This window comes from Pseudomonas sp. UBA5568, assembly GCF_002425525.1.
Classification (GTDB): domain Bacteria; phylum Pseudomonadota; class Gammaproteobacteria; order Pseudomonadales; family Pseudomonadaceae; genus Aquipseudomonas; species Aquipseudomonas fulva.
The window spans coordinates 82,927-100,266 of record NZ_DIMK01000028.1; the positions used below are offsets into that span (position 1 = coordinate 82,927).

A 17,340-nucleotide genomic window follows, 5' to 3' on the forward strand; every position below is an offset into this window, starting at 1 on the left:
CCCGTACATGGGAAGGAAGGGTTACATGCTTGCTCAGCTTCCGCCGGCTTTGCAGAGTCTACACCTGCCGTTGCGTCTCAAATTGTGGGACGGCAACCATTTCGACCTGGGCCCCAGCCCGCAAGTGACCATCCTGGTCAAGGAGCCTCAGCTCATCTCCCAACTCACCCATCCAAGCATGGATGAGTTGGGCACCGCTTTCGTGGAAGGCAAGCTCGAACTCGAAGGCGACATCGGTGAGGCCATCCGTGTCTGCGATGAACTCAGCGAAGCACTGCTACCCGATGATAGCGATCATGCTCCCCAGCGCCTGGCGCATGACAAGCGAACCGATGCCGAAGCCATTTCCTACCACTACGATGTGTCCAACGACTTTTACCGGTTATGGCTGGACCAGGACATGGTTTATTCCTGCGCCTATTTCCGTGAGCCGGACAATACACTGCAACAGGCCCAGCAAGACAAGTTCGATCATCTGTGCCGCAAGCTGCGCTTGGCTGCCGGTGATTACTTGCTGGACGTGGGGTGTGGATGGGGAGGTCTGGCGCGCTTCGCTGCACGTGAATATGGGGCGAACGTGTTGGGCATCACGTTGAGCAAAGAGCAGCTCAAGCTGGGCAGGGAACGGGTGGAGGCCGAGGGCCTGTCCGACAGCGTAGACCTGCAGATTCTTGATTACCGTGACCTGCCACAAGACGGGCGCTTCGATAAGGTCGTCAGCGTGGGCATGTTCGAGCATGTGGGTCATGCCAATCTACCGTTGTATTGCAAGACGCTGTTCGGCGCAGTGCGCGAAGGCGGCCTCGTCATGAACCATGGCATCACGGCCAAGCATGTGGATGGCCGCCCGGTGGGTCGGGGGGCTGGAGAGTTCATTGACCGTTATGTGTTCCCCCACGGCGAGCTGCCCCACTTGTCGATGATCAGCGCCGCTGTCTGTGAGGCAGGGTTGGAAGTGGTGGATGTGGAAAGCTTGCGCATGCATTACGCCAAGACCCTGCATCACTGGAGCGAGAACCTGGAAAACCAACTGCACAATGCAGCTGCGCTGGTCCCTGAAAAAACATTGCGTATCTGGCGCCTTTATTTGGCAGGTTGCGCGTACGCTTTCGAGAAAGGCTGGATCAACCTGCATCAGATATTGGCGGTCAAACCCTACGCGGATGGCCACCATGACCTACCTTGGACGCGTGAGCACCTTTACCGCTAGCGCCTACCAAACGTGTGCCAAGCGTGACCGACCTCACTTCAAGAGTGAGGTCGCCCCTTGGCGCGCTTTACAATACCGGTGAAATCAACCTTGCGATGCGCATGCCCACTTGCTGTAACCGATGGGTGGCCTCTGTTTCCTCGACCGTAATCTCCCGCGCGTTGGCAAAGTCTTTGTTGAGCATGCGTTCGACCGTATCGGCGAATGCCTTGTCGATGGTGAGCAACGTGATCTCGAAGTTGAGACGGAACGATCGATTATCGAGATTGGCGCTGCCGACAGCACTTATGTCGTCATCCACCAACACGACCTTCTGGTGCAGGAACCCAGGTTGATAACGGAACATGCGAACACCGGCGCGCACCGCTTCGAATGCGAACAGGCTGGAGGCGGCGTATACGATCTTGTGGTCCGGGCGAGACGGGATCAGGACCCGCACATCTACACCGCGTAGTGCCGCCAAACGCAGGGCGGCGAATACCGCTTCATCGGGCACGAAATACGGGCTGGTTATCCAGACTCGATGCTTGGCCGAGTGGATTGCCTCTAGAAAGAACAGCGAGCAGGTTTCCTTGGAGTCTGCAGGGCCGCTGGCCAATGCCTGGCACAGCACACCGTCATCGGGATAGGTGTCCTGGAGGATCAGGGGAGGCAACTGCCGGGTTACCCAGTACCAATCTTCAGCGAACGATTCCTGTAGGCACGCTAGCACTGGCCCGCTGATTTGCACGTGTGTATCTCGCCAGGGTGAAAGCTTGGGGTTGGCCCCCAGGTACTCGTCGCCGACATTGTGACCACCTACAAAGCCGACCAACCCATCTACCACGACGATCTTGCGGTGATTGCGGAAGTTGACTTGAAGGCGATTGAACAGGCCCCGACGGGTAGCGAATGCATGTATTTGCACACCTCCCGCACGAAGCTGCTGGCTGTAGTGGCGGGGCAGGGAATGGCTGCCGACACCGTCATACAATACAAATACCTGAACGCCTTCGGCCGCCTTGCGCAGCAGCAATTGTTGCAAGGCTCGCCCAAGTGCATCGTCATGGATGATGAAAAACTGCACCAGTACGACGCGTGTCGCTTTATCGATGGCTTCGAAAACCGCCTCGAACGTGCGCTTGCCATCAATCAACAGCTCGACCTGATTATTGGCCAGACATGGCATTCGACTGAGTTTGGGCATGGCGCGCAAAGCGGCGTAGCTGTCCGATGCGCGCGCGGCCAGCGCTTCTTCGACCCATGGGCGCCAATTCAAACTGGCCATGGCGACATGCATTTCCTGATTGGCTTGGCGCCTGGCCTTGATGTAGGCATTGAAAGAGCGCGCACCGAATATCAGGTAGGGGATAAGCGTCAGGTAGGGAATGAAAAAAAGTGGCATTGCCCAGGCAATGGCGCCTTGAGCAGTACGGACTGTGAACAACGCATGCAGCGCGGCGATAATACCCAGCAGATGAATCACGCCGAGTAGGTAGCCAAAAAAAAGGGGGCTGTGGTAATCCATATGCATCCTGCTCGTTGAATACACCTTAGGTAACAGAACACGAACGTGGTTCGCCTGCAACAAGCGGTTCGTTTCAACGTCTAACCCAAACATCGTCGGGATGACCGACATTTCCAGGAGTGTGATTTCCATGAAAATTCGTATGCCGTTGCTGGCGCTGGCCTTGTGCGCAGGCAGCGTCACAGCCCAGGCCCAGATGCTTCAACCCGGCTTGTGGGAGCTGACCACTAGCAATATGCAGGTCGACGGTAAGCCGCTACCTGATATGGATTTCATGCTCAGCCAGTTGAAGAACCTACCGCCCGATCAACGGGCGATGATGGAAGGCATGCTTGCCAAGCAAGGTGTCACTGTAGGTGGTAAAGGGGTGCGCTCCTGCCTCACCCCTCAGCAGGTGGCAACCAACGACATTCCGCTGCAGGATCCAAAGTCCGGCTGCACTCAGAAGATCACTGACCGCACCGGTAACGTTTGGAAGTTTCAATTCAGCTGCCCCAAAGCCCAGGGTAATGGCCAGGCCACCTTCCTGAGTGACAAGGAGTTCACCACCCAAGTGAGTGGCACGTTCAATGCGTCGGGTGTTCAGCAGCAGGGCAGCATGAATACACGTGCGGTATGGCTGGGCAATGATTGCGGTACGGTCAAGCCTCGGACGTGATGTTCCACTGCCACTGGCCAGTTGCTACGGCGTCGTGGGCATGCAGACTTTCAGCATGTTCCACGCGCGTCTTGAACCCTTTAATCCATTCGATAGTACTTAGCGCTTGATACAAGCGTCTCGCTGCGTCCTCGCAAAACATCAGGTTCTGTCCGTTCGCCAACGCAAATGCTTGTTCATCGGCGCGCTTTACCGCAGTTTGTACCGCAGTGCCCAAGGCTTGCTCGGCCGCATCTATGACCTCGGTTATGGGAAGCTCAGGATGATTATCCTCAAGCCTAACGCTTATCTTCGCCATGCTCCTCTGGCTGTGAGGCGTTGCTACGATGCCATCCGAAGTCCCTAACCATGCCAATACCTCTTCGCTGTCCAAAGTTCCTGAGCCGAATCGAGCGTGGAACCGTTGCTGGATAAGCTGTCGAGCGAGCGCTGCCGAGCATGGGCATGTAGACGAATAAGGCACTAAAACAGATAGTTCCACGTGGAACATTTCACGTTCGATCCGTGCATCGATCTCGACGTCATAGCTTTTCCACCCAGCCAGAGGACTAACCAGCGCAGGCCGCCTGAGTAGGTGTTGGAAGCTCAGGCGCACATATGCCGCAGATGATTGCCCATCATGGCTGCTGAGAAAACTCGCCAAAAGGCGACGCAGCGATAGCGGGCGCAGCGGCTCATGCTCAAGATCTTCAAGCGCTAGGTACAGACGCGACATGTGTATGCCGCGTGAGCTGCCATCTACCAAATTCACCCCAGCATCCACTGTAGCCGCTACCTGACGGCCTCCAATCTGCATTGGCATGGCTATCCCACACATTCCTACCCAGTCCAACGGTGTGGTTGAGTTCATGTGTTGTGCAGCGACGTCAGGAAGCTGGGGCTGGAATTGGGACATGGGATTTCCAAGGCTATGCGTGTATGTGGAACATTGGGTCCACTGCTGATGGGTCGTGTGAGGTAACGGCAGAGCCGTTGGTACTGCGCTGTGAAATGAGCTGGTCAATTCCCAGTTCACCGCACCGAGCATTCGTCAGGAACCGCTTGGCTAAATTGTATTGTTACTTTATAACATTATGCAATGCATCGTTTCGAATGCGCCTGTGTGATGAGGTTTTGCCATGTCCAATCGTCTTCCTGTCACTGTGCTCTCCGGTTTTCTGGGCGCAGGCAAAAGCACGCTTCTCAACCATGTGCTGCGCAATCGCGAAGCGCTTCGTGTCGCGGTTATCGTCAATGACATGAGTGAGATCAACATTGACGCCAGCGAAGTTCAGCGCAATGTCACCCTTAACCGCGCCGAAGAAAAGCTGGTGGAAATGAGCAATGGCTGCATCTGCTGCACGTTGCGTGAAGATCTGCTTGAAGAGGTTGCACGGCTGGCCGAGGCGGGGCGCTTCGATTACCTGCTGATTGAATCGACCGGTATCTCAGAGCCGTTGCCTGTGGCTGAAACCTTTACCTTTCGTGATGAGCAAGGCCGCAGCCTGTCGGATCTGGCGCGTCTCGACACCATGGTCACCGTGGTGGATGCCTTGAATTTCATGCGGGATTACCAAGCCGCAGAGAGCCTGGAAAGCAGTGGCCAGGCATTGGGGGATGACGATGAACGTTCGATCAGCGACTTGCTGATCGAGCAGGTAGAGTTCGCTGACGTGGTGCTGTTGAGCAAAATCGATCTGGTTAGTCAGGCCGAGCGGGAGGAGCTTTCAGCTATCCTCCGGAGCCTGAACCGCCGAGCCCAGATCATTCCCATGGTCATGGGTCAGGTTCCCCTTGCCAGGATTCTGGATACTGGCTTGTTCGACTTCGACCAGGCGGCGCAAGCGCCTGGCTGGCTGAAGGAGCTGCGCGGTGAACATACACCGGAAACAGAAGAATATGGCATCCAAGCCACTACCTGGACCGCACGCCGGCCTTTTCATCCGCAGCGGTTCCATGACTTTGTACACACACCCTGGAGTAATGGCCGGTTACTGCGTTCCAAAGGGTTCTTCTGGTTGGCGAGCAAATATAAAGAAGCGGGCAGTTGGTCCCAGGCAGGCGGCATGATGCGCCATGGGCTGGCGGGTCGTTGGTGGTGTTTCGTTCCCCGTGAACAGTGGCCTGAGGATGTGGATAACGTTGCTGCCATTCTCGAACATTGGTTACCGGATACTGGCGACTGCCGGCAGGAATTGGTATTCATAGGGCAAAATATGGACGTGGCCAAATTATCCACAGCCCTTGATCAGTGCCTGTTGACGGATGAAGAAATGGCACTCGAGCCCATGGGTTGGCTGCGTTTTCCTGACCCATTCGGCCCCTGGGACGAACAGGTGGCAGCGTGAGTACGTCAGTGGCTGTGGATATCCGCCAGGTGTTTGGACACACGCCTCAATCAATGGCAGAAGTCCTGCAAGAGGGTGTCAACCTCGCAGTCTGGCAGCGGCAACTTCCACCTCAGCTGCAAGACTTTTCAGAGGTTGTGGCGGGGCTTGGAGGATCGATAACAGACCAGCGTGTGATCGAGGTCGACGAGCATCAGGTCCCAGTGATTGAGGGGCTGCTGTACGAGGCTGTGGATATCCACGGCTATGACGCTTTCGTCGCGGATGTCACGTGGTTGGTTTCGGCTTATAGCTGTTTGCTTGGAGCGCATCGCGTAGGTTTGCGCATACGTGCACTGACCAGTCCGATGTGCCCACGCTTTCATGTGGATAACGTTCCACTGAGGCTAATTACCACTTACGCGGGTCCGGGGAGTGAATATCTACCGGAGCAGGCAGTAGCGCGAGCTGCGTTGTCCACAGGCAATGCTGCTGTGGATAAGGTGATGCGACTGAATACAGGTGACGTTGCCTTGTTCAAGGGCGAGCGCTGGGAGGGCAATGAAGGCGCAGGCGTCGTACATCGTTCCCCGTCAGGTCCACCGCGACTGTTGCTTACGCTTGACTGGCTAGCCTGACAGCGCATAGTTGAGCAAACCGCCTGCTTGAAGAACCATCATGCTTCGCAATATTCCCACCCATGTCATTGCTGGCCCGCTGGGGGCCGGCAAAACGACGGTGATTCATCACCTGCTACAGCAAAAGCCTGACCACGAACGCTGGGCCGTATTGGTCAATGAATTCGGGGCAGTAGGGCTGGATGCGGCACTCTTGTCCACAAGCCAGAACGGTATCTCTATCGCCGAAGTCGCAGGAGGCTGCTTGTGCTGCGTCAATGGGGTTCCGTTCCAGGTAGGGCTGGGTAGGCTTCTGCGCCAGTGCAAGCCGCACAGACTGTTCATAGAGCCCTCCGGGCTGGGCCATCCTCTTCAATTGCTTGATCAATTGGCCCAAGCGCCTTGGACTGATGTGCTGACAATTCAGCCGTTGATAGTCGTCATCACACCCGCATCTCTGCGCAGTGGCAGGCCGTTACCAACTGCTCAATCAGCCGCGTTGGAAGCCTGTGAAACCCTGGTTATCAATAAGTCGGAGTCTGTGGATAAAGATTTCAAGCTGTTGATAAATAAAGAATTCCCAGGGAAAAGGCTGATATGGACGATGCAAGGTCAGCTTCCTTTCAATAGTCTGCCTGTCTATCAAAACAAGATTGTTGACAGCCCTGATAGCGATATCGGGATTGTCGACAATCCACCGAATGCCATGCGTGCTCTTTGGGCAGACCGGCGCGAGCCGATACGTCAGGTAGTTCAAGGAGAGGATGGATGGAGCATAGGCTGGCGCTGGCACCCCCAGCAGCGCTTTTATCCACAGGCCATAGATGAGCTATTGAAGTCGCTGAAGTGGAGGCGTGCCAAGGGTGTTATCCACACAGCACAAGGCAGATGCTCGTTCAATGCACTCGAAGGCAAGTTGGCGCCCTGGCAGCCCAGTGAATGGACAGCCGACAGTCGCATGGAATTGATTTTCGAGAAGCCTCAGCCTGTGGACGAGTTGGAAGCCCGCTTGCAGAGCTGCCTCATGCCTTGATCAGTTGTGCCAACGGTCATGTTGCTGGCGCCACTGCTGCATTTCGATCACATTGTCCGCCCGCGGGGGCGTCTTGATTTCGAAGGGGTAGGGTGCCAGCTCTATCTGCATGCTGTGCGCGCCGAACTGAGTCACGGTACCAGGGTGACGTTGCTCCCCTGTCACGGTAAATTCGAAGCCATAGAGACGTGCCAGGCGCTTGCGACCCTTGGCATCATGCACGAAGGCAATACGTTTGAGCGCGACGGCGTCATCGAGCAACTGAAGGTCAAGCTTTGCGCAATGCTGTTTGACCCTTTCCAAGGCCTTCTCGCGCAGACCGTGGTTGTGCCACAGCCAAGCGCCTGCCGTGGCCATCACCATCAGGACTAACAGGTTCTCCAGGGTCAACATGTGCGTAGGCTCCCAACCGATCGATTCAGCTTAACTGCGTCCCTGGCCTGTCGTACAGGTGGCAATCACGTTCATACTGCGCGTTGCATGATTCTTGAACAGCTTTGGAAATGACTCGCATGAAACGTACCCCGCACCTGCTCGCCATCCAGTCCCATGTGGTGTTCGGCCACGCCGGCAACAGCGCTGCGGTATTCCCCATGCAGCGTATCGGCATCAATGTGTGGCCGCTCAACACGGTGCAGTTCTCCAATCACACTCAGTATGGCCAGTGGAGCGGAGACGTGCTTGCTCCAACGCAAATTCCAGCGTTGGTGGAAGGCATTTCCAACATCGGTGAGCTGGGGGAGTGTGATGCCGTGCTCTCGGGCTACCTCGGCAGTGCCGAGCAGGGGCGCGCGATTCTGGAAGGCGTGGCGCGAATAAAGGCCGTCAACCCGAGGGCGATGTACCTGTGCGATCCAGTCATGGGCCATCCTGAAAAGGGGTGCATCGTATCGCCACAGGTTAGCCAGTTTTTGCTGGAACAAGCGGTCACAAAGGCTGACATCCTGTGCCCTAACCAGCTGGAGCTGGACAGCTTCTGTGGCCGGCGCGCGGCATCACTGGAGGATTGCGTAGGCATGGCTCGCAGTCTTCTGCTCAAAGGGCCCAAGGTTGTGCTGGTCAAGCACCTGGCTTACCCGGGGCGCGCAGAGGACCAGTTCGAGATGCTGTTGGTGACGGCCGAACACAGCTGGCATTTGCGCCGCCCGCTGCTGGCCTTCCCCAAGCAACCGGTAGGCGTGGGTGACCTGACTTCCGGTTTGTTCATGGCGCGGGTGCTGCTTGGCGACAGCTGGGAACAGGCATTCGAGTTTGCAGCCTCCGCCGTACATGAAGTACTGCTGGAAACTCAGGCCTGCGCCAGTTACGAGCTGCAGCTGATACGTGCCCAGGACCGCATCGCCCACCCGCGCGTACGTTTTGAAGCGAGGTTGTTGAACGCCTAGACGCCGTCGGTTTTCAGGTTCTGATAGCGCTTTTCCAGTTCCTGGCGAATCTGCCGTCGCTGCTGGCCTTGCAGGAATCGGCGTTTCTCTTCGCTACTCTGCGGTTGACGCGGGGGAACCGAAACTGGCCGTCGATTATCGTCCACGGCCACCATGGTGAAAAAGCAGCTGTTGGAATGGCGCACCGAGCGTTCACGGATGTTCTCGGTAACGACCTTGATACCGACCTCCATGGAAGTATTGCCGGTGTAGTTCACCGACGCCAGGAAAGTGACCAGCTCGCCTACATGCACCGGCTCGCGAAAGATGACCTGGTCGACTGACAGCGTGACTACATAGGAGCCTGCATAGCGGCTGGCACACGCATACGCGACTTCGTCGAGGTACTTGAGCAGCGTTCCGCCATGTACGTTGCCAGAGAAATTCGCCATGTCGGGTGTCATCAAGACGGTCATGCTCAGCTGGGCGTTTCCAGGTTCCATAAAATGCTCACGGTAAGAGTGTGCGCAATCGCGCCAAAGGCTAGCAGGCGCTCTGTTCTGTTGAAGCGACAGCCTGCGTTTAACGGGACGCTCCCATGCTTTGAAGCGTCACGCTGTTTATGCCAGTGACGGCCTGATAGCAGTCGATCTGTTTCATCATATTGCATCGACAGTTCATGGGAAGGCGCGATGTTAATCTGAGTACGCCCATGCAACATGGGCACGCTTTCAATGAATACAGTGTGTACTCGCTGCTTGCTTGGGCCCGCCTCGGCGCAGGCGCGACCTGCCCGTTAGCACAGCCCAAGACGAGAGAAGGAGAATCACGTCATGCATGCCATCAGCTTCATTCAGGACCTGGCGGTCATCATGCTGGTTGCAGGCGTGGTCACCATTGTTTTTCACCGTCTCAAGCAGCCAGTGGTGCTCGGTTATATCGTCGCCGGTTTCATCATAGGCCCCCACACGCCCCCCTTCGGCCTGATTCACGACGAAGACACCATCAAAACGCTCGCCGAGCTTGGCGTGATTTTCCTGATGTTTTGCCTGGGCCTCGAGTTCAGCCTGCGCAAGCTGTTCAAAGTTGGCGCCACGGCCTTCATAGCAGCTTTTCTGGAAATCGTATTGATGATCTGGATCGGCTTCGAGATTGGGCGTTGGTTCGGCTGGAACACCATGGACTCCTTGTTCCTGGGCGCCATTCTCGCCATTTCCTCGACCACGATCATCGTCAAGGCCCTCAATGACCTGAAGATGAAGAACGAACGGTTTGCACAGCTGATATTCGGCGTGTTGATTGTCGAAGACATCCTGGGTATCGGCATCATCGCACTGCTGTCGGGTATCGCCGTCAGCGGCACCGTCAGTTCGGGGGAGGTCTTTTCAACCGTCGGCAAGCTGTCCTTGTTCATGATCGTTGCCTTGGTGATCGGCATTCTTCTGGTACCGCGCGTACTGGCTTATGTGGCCAAGTTCGAAAGTAACGAGATGCTGCTCATCACAGTGCTGGGTCTGTGCTTCGGATTCTGTCTGCTGGTCGTGAAACTCGAATACAGCATGGTCTTGGGGGCTTTCCTGATTGGTGCCATCATGGCCGAGTCGCGGCAGTTGTTGAAAATCGAGCGTCTGATCGAACCTGTCAGGGATTTGTTCAGCGCCATATTCTTCGTCGCAATTGGCTTGATGATCGATCCGCAGGTATTGGTCGACTACGCTTGGCCGATTGTGGTCATTACCTTGGCCGTTGTACTGGGCAAGATGCTGTCCTGTGGCATGGGCGCTTTCATCGCGGGAAACGACGGGCGCACCTCGTTGCGGGTGGGTATGGGCCTGTCTCAGATCGGCGAGTTTTCATTCATCATTGCGGCCTTAGGGATGACCCTGCAGGTCACCAGCGACTTCCTCTACCCGGTGGCGGTCGCCGTCTCGGCCATTACCACGCTACTGACACCGTATCTGATTCGTGCCGCTGATCCGCTGTCGATAAAACTGGGTAACGTAGTGCCTGGGCGGCTGGCTCGCGTGCTGTCCTTGTATGGGGAGTGGCTGCGCAACATCCAGCCTCAGGGCCAGAGTGCCCTGGTGGCGGCGATGATACGGCGCATATTGTTGCAGGTCGGCGTGAACCTGGCGTTGGTCATCGCCATATTCTTCAGCGGCGGTTACTTCGCAGGGCGGCTTGGCACTTGGCTCAGCCAGTGGATCAGCGATGTGAGCCAGCAGAAGGCGGTGATCTGGGGGGCTGCATTACTGCTTTCGCTACCTTTTCTGATCGCGGCTTACCGCAAACTCAAAGCGCTATCGATGCTGCTGGCCGAAATGGGCGTCAAGCCTGAAATGGCTGGGCGCCATACTCAGCGCGTACGGCGCGTGATTGCTGAAGTCATTCCGCTGATTTCGCTGCTGGTGATCTTTTTGCTGCTGTCGGCGTTGTCGGCGAGCATTCTACCCACCAACGAGCTATTGCTGATCATTGCCATCGTGGCAGCGGTGGTGGTCGCTTTGTTATGGCGTTGGTTCATCCGGGTGCATACACGCATGCAGATTGCGTTACTCGAAACGCTGGAGAACAATCGGGACAACGGCCACTGACCCCAGTGGCGTCTGCTGCAGACGGGCCGTAATCACGGCCCGCAAGGTCCTTCGACCGAGGTGGGGGTGAGGCTGATCAGCTCTCTAGCCACACGTCCCGTGCCCAATGCCAAACCGATTCCCAGTTGTCCTCACCGACGAGTTCCTCATCGGCATCCCACAGCACCACGGTGCCATCTTCCTCGACGCAATAGTAATTGTCGCCATCCTGGCACAGCGGAATCAGTTCCCGAGGCACCCCGGCGTCCCAGGCATTTGCAGCAACGTCCGGGAGGTAGGTGTGTGACTGAGGGTCAGTCACCGTGACAGGTTCCAGCGAGCCATAGACCACATCGCTGACGTTCAGCAGGAACTCCTTGAACACGAACGGAATGTTGATGAACAGCTGCTCTTCGATTTCAACCAACTGATCCTCGTCTGGAAGCTCAAGGGGGACCGGTACTGGCTCGTTGGCTTCACGGAGTTGTTCAATCACTTCTTCCACGATTCACTTCCTCTGACCTAGATGACAACGCTGCGGGTTATACCCTAGTAGTGCGCTATGGCAAAAGCAAAAACCCCGGTAGGCCCGGAATGCTGTTCACTTGAAATGGTTGGGGCCGCTTTACGGCCCATCGCGGCACAAGGCCGCTCCTACATTGACCGCGTGGCACCCGAATTGACGGCATCACGAGACCTTACAGGAGCGGCCTTTTGCCGCGATGGGCTGCAGAGCAGCCCCAAAAGTAATAGCTTACGGATACGCCCGTGGTTTTTGGACCGGATTAACCGTTTTGACGGATACCCGCGACCAGCCAAGGCTGGTTTTCGCCCTTGGCACGTACCATGTGCCAGCTTTCGCTGAACTGTTCACCTTGGTCGAAGCGCGAGTTCTTCGATACGCCGCGGAAGGTGAGAGTAGCGTCAGTACGGTCGTCACGCTCATCGACGCCGTCCAGCTGTACATCGAGGTTGTCGATGTAGGTGGACTGGAAGCCATCACCCAGCTCGGCACGCTCGCGCTTGAGGAACTCGAGCATCTGCGGGGTTACGAACTCGGCGATCTTGTCCATTTCATTGGCGTCCCAGTGCTGCTGCAGCGACTGGAAGTGATTGCGGGCAGCTGCCAGGAAGCTTTGTTCATTGAACCAGGCTGGCGCGTTGATGACAGGCGATGGCGCTGCCGCCGGCGCAGTCGAACCGCCGAAGATGTTTGGCTGTGCAGGCTGACCCTGTGCTTCACGCTGCATGGGGGCATTGCCAGGCATGGCCATGTGTGGCTGCTGCTGACGTCGCCGTGCGGCGATGAAGCGGAACACCAGGAAGGCGATGAGCGCGATGATCAGGAAGTCCATGATCTGGAAGCCTTCGAAGCCGTCACCCATGAACATGGATGCCAGCAGACCACCGGCGGCCAAGCCCGCCAGAGGGCCCAACCAGCGCGAAGCACCGCTGGCGGCGGCCGGTGCGCGGCCAGGAGCGGTCGGCCCGGCGGCAGGCGTGTTCGGCGTAGCTTGACGGGTCTGGTGAATGGGCGCGGAGCCAGCGCTCTTGCCGCCGCCGAATCGCTTGGCGTTGGCGTCCAGGCTCAGCGTCAGGCCGACGCAGAGCGCCAGTGCGATGCTAAGAAAACGTTGCATAAATGGGATATCCCCTGTTGTGGATTGCACGCGCGTCATGGTGCACATGTTCCAAGGCATATGACCAGCGACATAATGTTTCGAGCTTTTGCTTGGTATGACCTATTTGAGCAAGCAACGGCGCAGGCGTTCAAACCTGGGTGCGCCCCTGGCCCGATGCTTGCCTTCAGATGGCTTCAAGCTTGGCGTAGCCCATCATCAACCACTTGCTGCCTTCGGCAAAATTGACCTGTACACGTGCCTGGGCCCCGGAGCCTTCGAAATTCAGGATGACCCCTTCACCGAAAACGGAATGCTGTACACGCTGGCCAAGGCTGAATGCGGTTTCGGGAATATCCGCATTGGCAAACAGGTGGCTGTTGAGGGCGGTCTTCGGGGTGCCGAACGGGCGGCTGACGCTGTTCGACAGACGTACTTCCTGCACCAGACCAGCAGGAATCTCGCGTACGAAGCGAGATACCTTGTTGTAGGTTTCACTACCGTACAGCCGTCTTGTCTCGGCATAGGTCATGACCAGCTGACGCATGGCGCGGGTGATGCCCACGTAGGCCAAGCGACGTTCTTCTTCAAGACGACCTGGCTCCTCCAGGCTCATCTTGTGCGGGAACAGGCCTTCCTCCATGCCCACCAGGAACACGTAGGGGAACTCCAGGCCTTTGGCACTGTGCAAGGTCATCAGCTGCACACTGTCCTCGTGCTCGTCAGCCTGCGTATCGCCGGCTTCTAGCGAAGCGTGCCCCAGGAAGGCGGACAGTGGGGAGAGGTCGGCGTCTTCTTCGGTCGATTCGAAGTTGCGCGCTGCGCTAACCAGTTCCTCAAGGTTTTCCACCCGTGCCTGACCCTTTTCACCTTTTTCTTCCTGGTGATAGATGATCAGCCCGGATTGTTCGAGGGTGGTTTGCGTCATGGTATGCAGCGGCATGTCTTCGACTTTGGCTGCAAGCCCGTCGATCAGCTCGATGAATGCACCCAGGGCGCTGGCAGCCCGGCCCTTGAGCGCCTTTGCTGCGATAAGCTGACACATCGCCTGCCACATCGATACCTGGCTGTGACGTGCATGCTCGCGAATGGCCTCGACGGTTTTCTCGCCAATACCGCGCGGCGGCACGTTGATCACGCGCTCCAGCGCGGCATCGTTACCGCGGCCTTCAATCAGTCGCAGGTAGGCCATGGCATTCTTGATCTCTGCCCGCTCGAAGAAGCGCTGGCCACCATAGATGCGGTACGGAATCCGCTCGCGCAGCAAGGCTTCCTCAAGCACCCGCGACTGGGCGTTCGAGCGATACAGAATAGCCATTTCGTCACGCGCGTTGCCTTGCTTGATCAGGCTTTCAATGGTCTCGACCACATAACGCGCTTCGTCATGTTCGTTGTAGGCGGCGTACAGCGTAATGGGTTCACCCTCACCCATGTCGGTCCACAATTCCTTGCCCAAACGCCCGCTGTTATTAGCGATCAGGGCGTTGGCAGCCTTGAGGATGCCACCGGTGGAGCGGTAGTTCTGCTCCAGGCGGATCGTCTCGGCATCTGGGAAGTCGGCCGTGTACTGGTGGATGTTCTCGATCTTCGCCCCGCGCCAGCCATAGATCGACTGATCGTCATCACCCACCGCCATCAGGCTGTCACCACCGCGGGCCAGCAGACGTAGCCAGGCGTACTGCACGGCGTTGGTGTCCTGGAACTCATCGACCAGTACGTGACGGAAGCGGCGCTGGTAGTGGGCCAACAGGCCTGGGTGATCGCGCCACAAATCCAGGGCGCGCAGCAGCAGCTCGGAAAAATCGATGACACCCGCGCGCTCGCAGGCCTGCTCATAGGCGGTATAGACGTCGCGCATGGTGGTCAAGAACAGGTCGCCGCCTGGCTGAATGTGCTGCGGGCGCAGGCCTTCGTCTTTCTGGCCGTTGATGAACCATTGAGCCTGGCGTGCCGGCCACTTCTGTTCGTCCAGCCCCAACTCGCGCATCACCCGTTTGACCAGGCGCTGCTGATCGTCGCTGTCCAGAATCTGGAAGTTCTGCACAAGCCCCGCTTCCTGCCAGTGAGCACGCAAGAGCCGATGCGCCAGACCGTGGAATGTCCCCACCCACATTCCTGCAGGGTTGATGCCCAACAGTTGCTCGATCCGGTGGCGCATTTCCGCAGCAGCCTTGTTGGTGAAGGTCACCGACAGGATCGAATGCGGCGATGCCTGCTCCACCTGGATAAGCCAGGCGATGCGGTGCACCAGCACACGTGTTTTACCGGAACCGGCGCCAGCAAGCACCAGTTGACGCCCAACCGTGGCCGCTACAGCCTGGCGTTGGGCGTCATTGAGGGAATTCAGCAGGAGGGAGAGGTCATCTGTGCTCATCTCGACATTCTAGGGGGAGGCCGAGCCAGGGGCAAACACCTACTGTATAAATGTTCACCTTCATCCCCTGCCGTTCATCGCGACCATCGCGCCCGGGTCAAGCCAAGGCTCGATCCTGGGCGTCCGGGCCGCCTACATCAGTTGGGCGCTTGAATGTCCTCGATGGCGATCCGCAGGTTGTCACTTCCGTGAATGATTTCCAGCGTCTTGAAACCGCTCGCGCCCTCATGGACGTACTCAACGGTCTTTTCGGTCATCACTGACATGGCGATGACACCGGTGTCTACCAGCTTGAGTTCCAGGACCTCCCAGCCACCTCGGTGGCGTCTGACCGGTTCGACCAGCACTGGTTCGTACGCCGGGCTGGGAACGGTGACGACGCCGTGAACCCTGAAGGACGTTTGGCCGCCAGCGGTCTGGTTGTAAGCAACGAAGTTCTTGAGTGTGCTCATGGGAGCCTCCTTGATGATAAGTAGCGCAAACGCGCATCGCTACTGTCGCTGCTTTCAAGGAAACCTTCGATTGGGCAACGCTTCATGCATGCCAGTGTCTGCCGTGTCGGGCCAGTAGGCTATTGGCCTGCTCCGGGCCACTGCTCCCGGCAGGATACGAGCGCGGGGCCTGGAAATGCTCCTCCCAGCCTTCGATGATGGGGTCAATCCACGCCCAGGCAGCTTCTACTTCATCCCGGCGCATGAACAAGGTCGAATCGCCTTCGAGTACGTCCAGCAGCAAGCGTTCGTAGGCCTCCCAGCGGCGCGTCTGGCTGAAAACCTGGGCCAGGTTCAAGTCCAGATCGACCGGCCCCAGGCGCATGCCCTTGCCTGGGGTCTTGGTCATCATCCGCAGGCTGATCCGCTCGTCTGGCTGCAACTGGATCAGTAGCTGGTTCACCTGACCCCCTTCGAACAGTTCGTGCGGAACGGGTTTGAACTGGAGCACAATTTGCGAAGAACGCCTTGCCATGCGTTTACCTGTACGCAAATAGAACGGCACCCCGGCCCAGCGCCAGTTGTCGATGTGTGCTTCTAAGGCGACAAAGGTCTCGGTGTCGCTGTCATTGTCGACGTCTTTTTCGAAGTAGTACGCGCATACCTCCTGACCGCCGATGTGCCCGGCACCGTACTGACCTCGAACGGTTTTCTCCTGAACGTCTTGCCCAGTAATCGGCTGAAGCGCCCGCAGTATTTTCACCTTCTCGTCACGCACTGCCTCCGCCTCGAACTGGGCCGGCGGTTCCATGGCTACCAGGCAGAGCAGCTGGAGCAGATGGTTTTGCAACATGTCGCGCATTGCGCCTGCACGATCGTAGTAGCCGCCACGGTTTTCTACGCCCAGCGTCTCGCCGACACTTATCTGGACGTGATCGACCTGGCCGTTGCGCCAGACGGGTTCGAGCAGTGCGTTGGCGAACCGCAGCGCCATGAGGTTCTGTACGGTTTCCTTGCCCAGGTAATGGTCGATACGAAAAACCTGTCGCTCTTCAAATACCGCTCCGATCGCTTCGTTGATGGCAGTGGCCGACGACAAGGACTGACCGATCGGCTTTTCCAGCACGATACGTGCTTCGCTGTCGGCGAGACCGGCGATGTGCAGATGACTTGCAATGGGAGCGAACAACGAAGGCGCGGTGGCAAGGTAGAAGATCCGCATCAGGCCCCCTGGCTCACCCAGGTAGCGCGCCAGCCGAACGAAATCAGCACTCTGTGTCGCATCCATCGCGAAATAGTCGACCCGTGCACAAAACCGACGCCAGATTTCTTCGTCGAAGTCGCGGCGAGCGATTTGTGCCCGACAATGTCGCTCTGCAAGTTTGAGGTAGTCATCGCGCAGCAGGTGGCGTCTGGCCAGGGCGATTATCCGCACGGCTGGGTCCAGACGGCTTTCGCGAAACAGGTGGTAGAGCGCTGGCAGCAACTTGTGCAGGGCCAGGTCACCCGTGCCACCGAAGACCAGAATGTCGCAAGGAATAGTCAAACCACCACGCTCCACGTTCGTTTAACTGGGCGGGTTGCCGTCCATGTAGTATAACTACAAGAAAGCTACAACCCGGCCAGTCGATCATAACCCGAGTCCAGC

16 protein-coding genes are annotated in these 17,340 nt (G+C 57.5%); 7 read left to right on the forward strand and 9 right to left on the reverse strand.

Annotated elements, in window-relative coordinates:
- Window positions 1–25 precede the first annotated feature (25 nt).
- On the forward strand, window positions 26–1,210 hold the full coding sequence (gene cfaB, locus B2S33_RS09110; protein WP_128611072.1) for a C17 cyclopropane fatty acid synthase CfaB: 1,185 nt from the start codon (window positions 26–28) through the stop codon (window positions 1,208–1,210).
- Between the two features lie 67 nt (window positions 1,211–1,277).
- Here cfaB and cls read toward each other — a convergent pair whose 3' ends face one another.
- Complete coding sequence (cls, locus tag B2S33_RS09115; protein WP_028686803.1) at window positions 1,278–2,717, reverse strand: cardiolipin synthase; 1,440 nt, start codon at window positions 2,715–2,717, stop codon at window positions 1,278–1,280.
- A gap of 130 nt (window positions 2,718–2,847) precedes the next feature.
- Here cls and B2S33_RS09120 point away from each other — a divergent pair, with 130 nt between their 5' ends.
- Window positions 2,848–3,375: a DUF3617 domain-containing protein gene (locus B2S33_RS09120; protein ID WP_027913319.1), complete on the forward strand. Its 528-nt coding sequence runs from the start codon at window positions 2,848–2,850 to the stop codon at window positions 3,373–3,375.
- Here the strand turns inward: B2S33_RS09120 and folE2 are convergent.
- Complete coding sequence (gene folE2, locus B2S33_RS09125; RefSeq protein WP_145278765.1) at window positions 3,359–4,270, reverse strand: GTP cyclohydrolase FolE2; 912 nt, start codon at window positions 4,268–4,270, stop codon at window positions 3,359–3,361. The two genes, B2S33_RS09120 and folE2, sit on opposite strands and share 17 nt — an antisense overlap.
- Before the next feature lie 223 nt (window positions 4,271–4,493).
- Here folE2 and zigA point away from each other — a divergent pair, with 223 nt between their 5' ends.
- From zigA to B2S33_RS09140, 3 genes are read left to right on the forward strand one after another with little or no spacing between them, the layout of a single operon-like run.
- Window positions 4,494–5,702, forward strand: a complete 1,209-nt coding sequence (zigA, locus tag B2S33_RS09130; RefSeq protein WP_145278768.1) for a zinc metallochaperone GTPase ZigA — start codon at window positions 4,494–4,496, stop codon at window positions 5,700–5,702.
- Window positions 5,703–5,755: 53 nt separating this feature from the next.
- Complete coding sequence (locus B2S33_RS09135; protein ID WP_042139011.1) at window positions 5,756–6,319, forward strand: DUF1826 domain-containing protein; 564 nt, start codon at window positions 5,756–5,758, stop codon at window positions 6,317–6,319.
- A gap of 40 nt (window positions 6,320–6,359) precedes the next feature.
- The gene (locus tag B2S33_RS09140; protein WP_288650175.1) at window positions 6,360–7,331 is read left to right on the forward strand and encodes a CobW family GTP-binding protein; all 972 of its coding nucleotides are present in this window, start codon (window positions 6,360–6,362) and stop codon (window positions 7,329–7,331) included.
- Here B2S33_RS09140 and B2S33_RS09145 read toward each other — a convergent pair whose 3' ends face one another.
- A complete protein-coding gene (locus B2S33_RS09145) occupies window positions 7,332–7,724 on the reverse strand; it encodes a DUF3301 domain-containing protein (protein ID WP_110606333.1) in 393 nt (130 codons plus the stop codon).
- Window positions 7,725–7,843: 119 nt separating this feature from the next.
- Between B2S33_RS09145 and pdxY the strand changes: the two genes are divergently transcribed.
- Window positions 7,844–8,716 (forward strand): pyridoxal kinase PdxY, encoded by an 873-nt coding sequence (gene pdxY / locus B2S33_RS09150; RefSeq protein ID WP_028686797.1) that lies wholly within the window; start codon window positions 7,844–7,846, stop codon window positions 8,714–8,716.
- Here pdxY and B2S33_RS09155 read toward each other — a convergent pair.
- Window positions 8,713–9,198: an acyl-CoA thioesterase gene (locus B2S33_RS09155; protein ID WP_023532667.1), complete on the reverse strand. Its 486-nt coding sequence runs from the start codon at window positions 9,196–9,198 to the stop codon at window positions 8,713–8,715. The two genes, pdxY and B2S33_RS09155, sit on opposite strands and share 4 nt — an antisense overlap.
- A gap of 330 nt (window positions 9,199–9,528) precedes the next feature.
- Between B2S33_RS09155 and B2S33_RS09160 the strand changes: the two genes are divergently transcribed.
- The gene (locus tag B2S33_RS09160; RefSeq protein WP_028686796.1) at window positions 9,529–11,289 is read left to right on the forward strand and encodes a cation:proton antiporter; all 1,761 of its coding nucleotides are present in this window, start codon (window positions 9,529–9,531) and stop codon (window positions 11,287–11,289) included.
- 76 nt (window positions 11,290–11,365) lie between these two features.
- Here the strand turns inward: B2S33_RS09160 and B2S33_RS09165 are convergent, their stop codons facing one another.
- From B2S33_RS09165 to zwf, 5 genes are all read right to left on the reverse strand, one after another.
- A complete protein-coding gene (locus B2S33_RS09165) occupies window positions 11,366–11,773 on the reverse strand; it encodes an SMI1/KNR4 family protein (RefSeq protein WP_280076446.1) in 408 nt (135 codons plus the stop codon).
- A gap of 280 nt (window positions 11,774–12,053) precedes the next feature.
- Window positions 12,054–12,908 carry a Tim44 domain-containing protein gene (locus B2S33_RS09170; RefSeq protein ID WP_288650176.1) on the reverse strand — a complete coding sequence of 285 codons (855 nt, stop codon included), beginning with the start codon at window positions 12,906–12,908 and terminating at the stop codon, window positions 12,054–12,056.
- A gap of 166 nt (window positions 12,909–13,074) precedes the next feature.
- Window positions 13,075–15,261 (reverse strand): DNA helicase II, encoded by a 2,187-nt coding sequence (uvrD, locus tag B2S33_RS09175; protein WP_059183518.1) that lies wholly within the window; start codon window positions 15,259–15,261, stop codon window positions 13,075–13,077.
- A 137-nt stretch (window positions 15,262–15,398) separates the two neighbouring features.
- The gene (locus B2S33_RS09180; protein ID WP_027913328.1) at window positions 15,399–15,713 is read right to left on the reverse strand and encodes a hypothetical protein; all 315 of its coding nucleotides are present in this window, start codon (window positions 15,711–15,713) and stop codon (window positions 15,399–15,401) included.
- Window positions 15,714–15,795: 82 nt separating this feature from the next.
- Window positions 15,796–17,238: a glucose-6-phosphate dehydrogenase gene (zwf, locus tag B2S33_RS09185; protein WP_280077914.1), complete on the reverse strand. Its 1,443-nt coding sequence runs from the start codon at window positions 17,236–17,238 to the stop codon at window positions 15,796–15,798.
- Between the last annotated feature and the right edge of the window lie 102 nt (window positions 17,239–17,340).

Coding starts and splice junctions, on each gene's coding strand:
- cfaB (WP_128611072.1), top strand. CDS start 26: ATGCTTGCTCAGCTTCCGCCGGCTTTGCAGAGTCTACACCTGCCGTTG.
- cls (WP_028686803.1), bottom strand. CDS start 2,717: ATGGATTACCACAGCCCCCTTTTTTTTGGCTACCTACTCGGCGTGATT.
- B2S33_RS09120 (WP_027913319.1), top strand. CDS start 2,848: ATGAAAATTCGTATGCCGTTGCTGGCGCTGGCCTTGTGCGCAGGCAGC.
- folE2 (WP_145278765.1), bottom strand. CDS start 4,270: ATGTCCCAATTCCAGCCCCAGCTTCCTGACGTCGCTGCACAACACATG.
- zigA (WP_145278768.1), top strand. CDS start 4,494: ATGTCCAATCGTCTTCCTGTCACTGTGCTCTCCGGTTTTCTGGGCGCA.
- B2S33_RS09135 (WP_042139011.1), top strand. CDS start 5,756: ATGGCAGAAGTCCTGCAAGAGGGTGTCAACCTCGCAGTCTGGCAGCGG.
- B2S33_RS09140 (WP_288650175.1), top strand. CDS start 6,360: ATGCTTCGCAATATTCCCACCCATGTCATTGCTGGCCCGCTGGGGGCC.
- B2S33_RS09145 (WP_110606333.1), bottom strand. CDS start 7,724: ATGTTGACCCTGGAGAACCTGTTAGTCCTGATGGTGATGGCCACGGCA.
- pdxY (WP_028686797.1), top strand. CDS start 7,844: ATGAAACGTACCCCGCACCTGCTCGCCATCCAGTCCCATGTGGTGTTC.
- B2S33_RS09155 (WP_023532667.1), bottom strand. CDS start 9,198: ATGGAACCTGGAAACGCCCAGCTGAGCATGACCGTCTTGATGACACCC.
- B2S33_RS09160 (WP_028686796.1), top strand. CDS start 9,529: ATGCATGCCATCAGCTTCATTCAGGACCTGGCGGTCATCATGCTGGTT.
- B2S33_RS09170 (WP_288650176.1), bottom strand. CDS start 12,908: ATGCAACGTTTTCTTAGCATCGCACTGGCGCTCTGCGTCGGCCTGACG.
- uvrD (WP_059183518.1), bottom strand. CDS start 15,261: ATGAGCACAGATGACCTCTCCCTCCTGCTGAATTCCCTCAATGACGCC.
- B2S33_RS09180 (WP_027913328.1), bottom strand. CDS start 15,713: ATGAGCACACTCAAGAACTTCGTTGCTTACAACCAGACCGCTGGCGGC.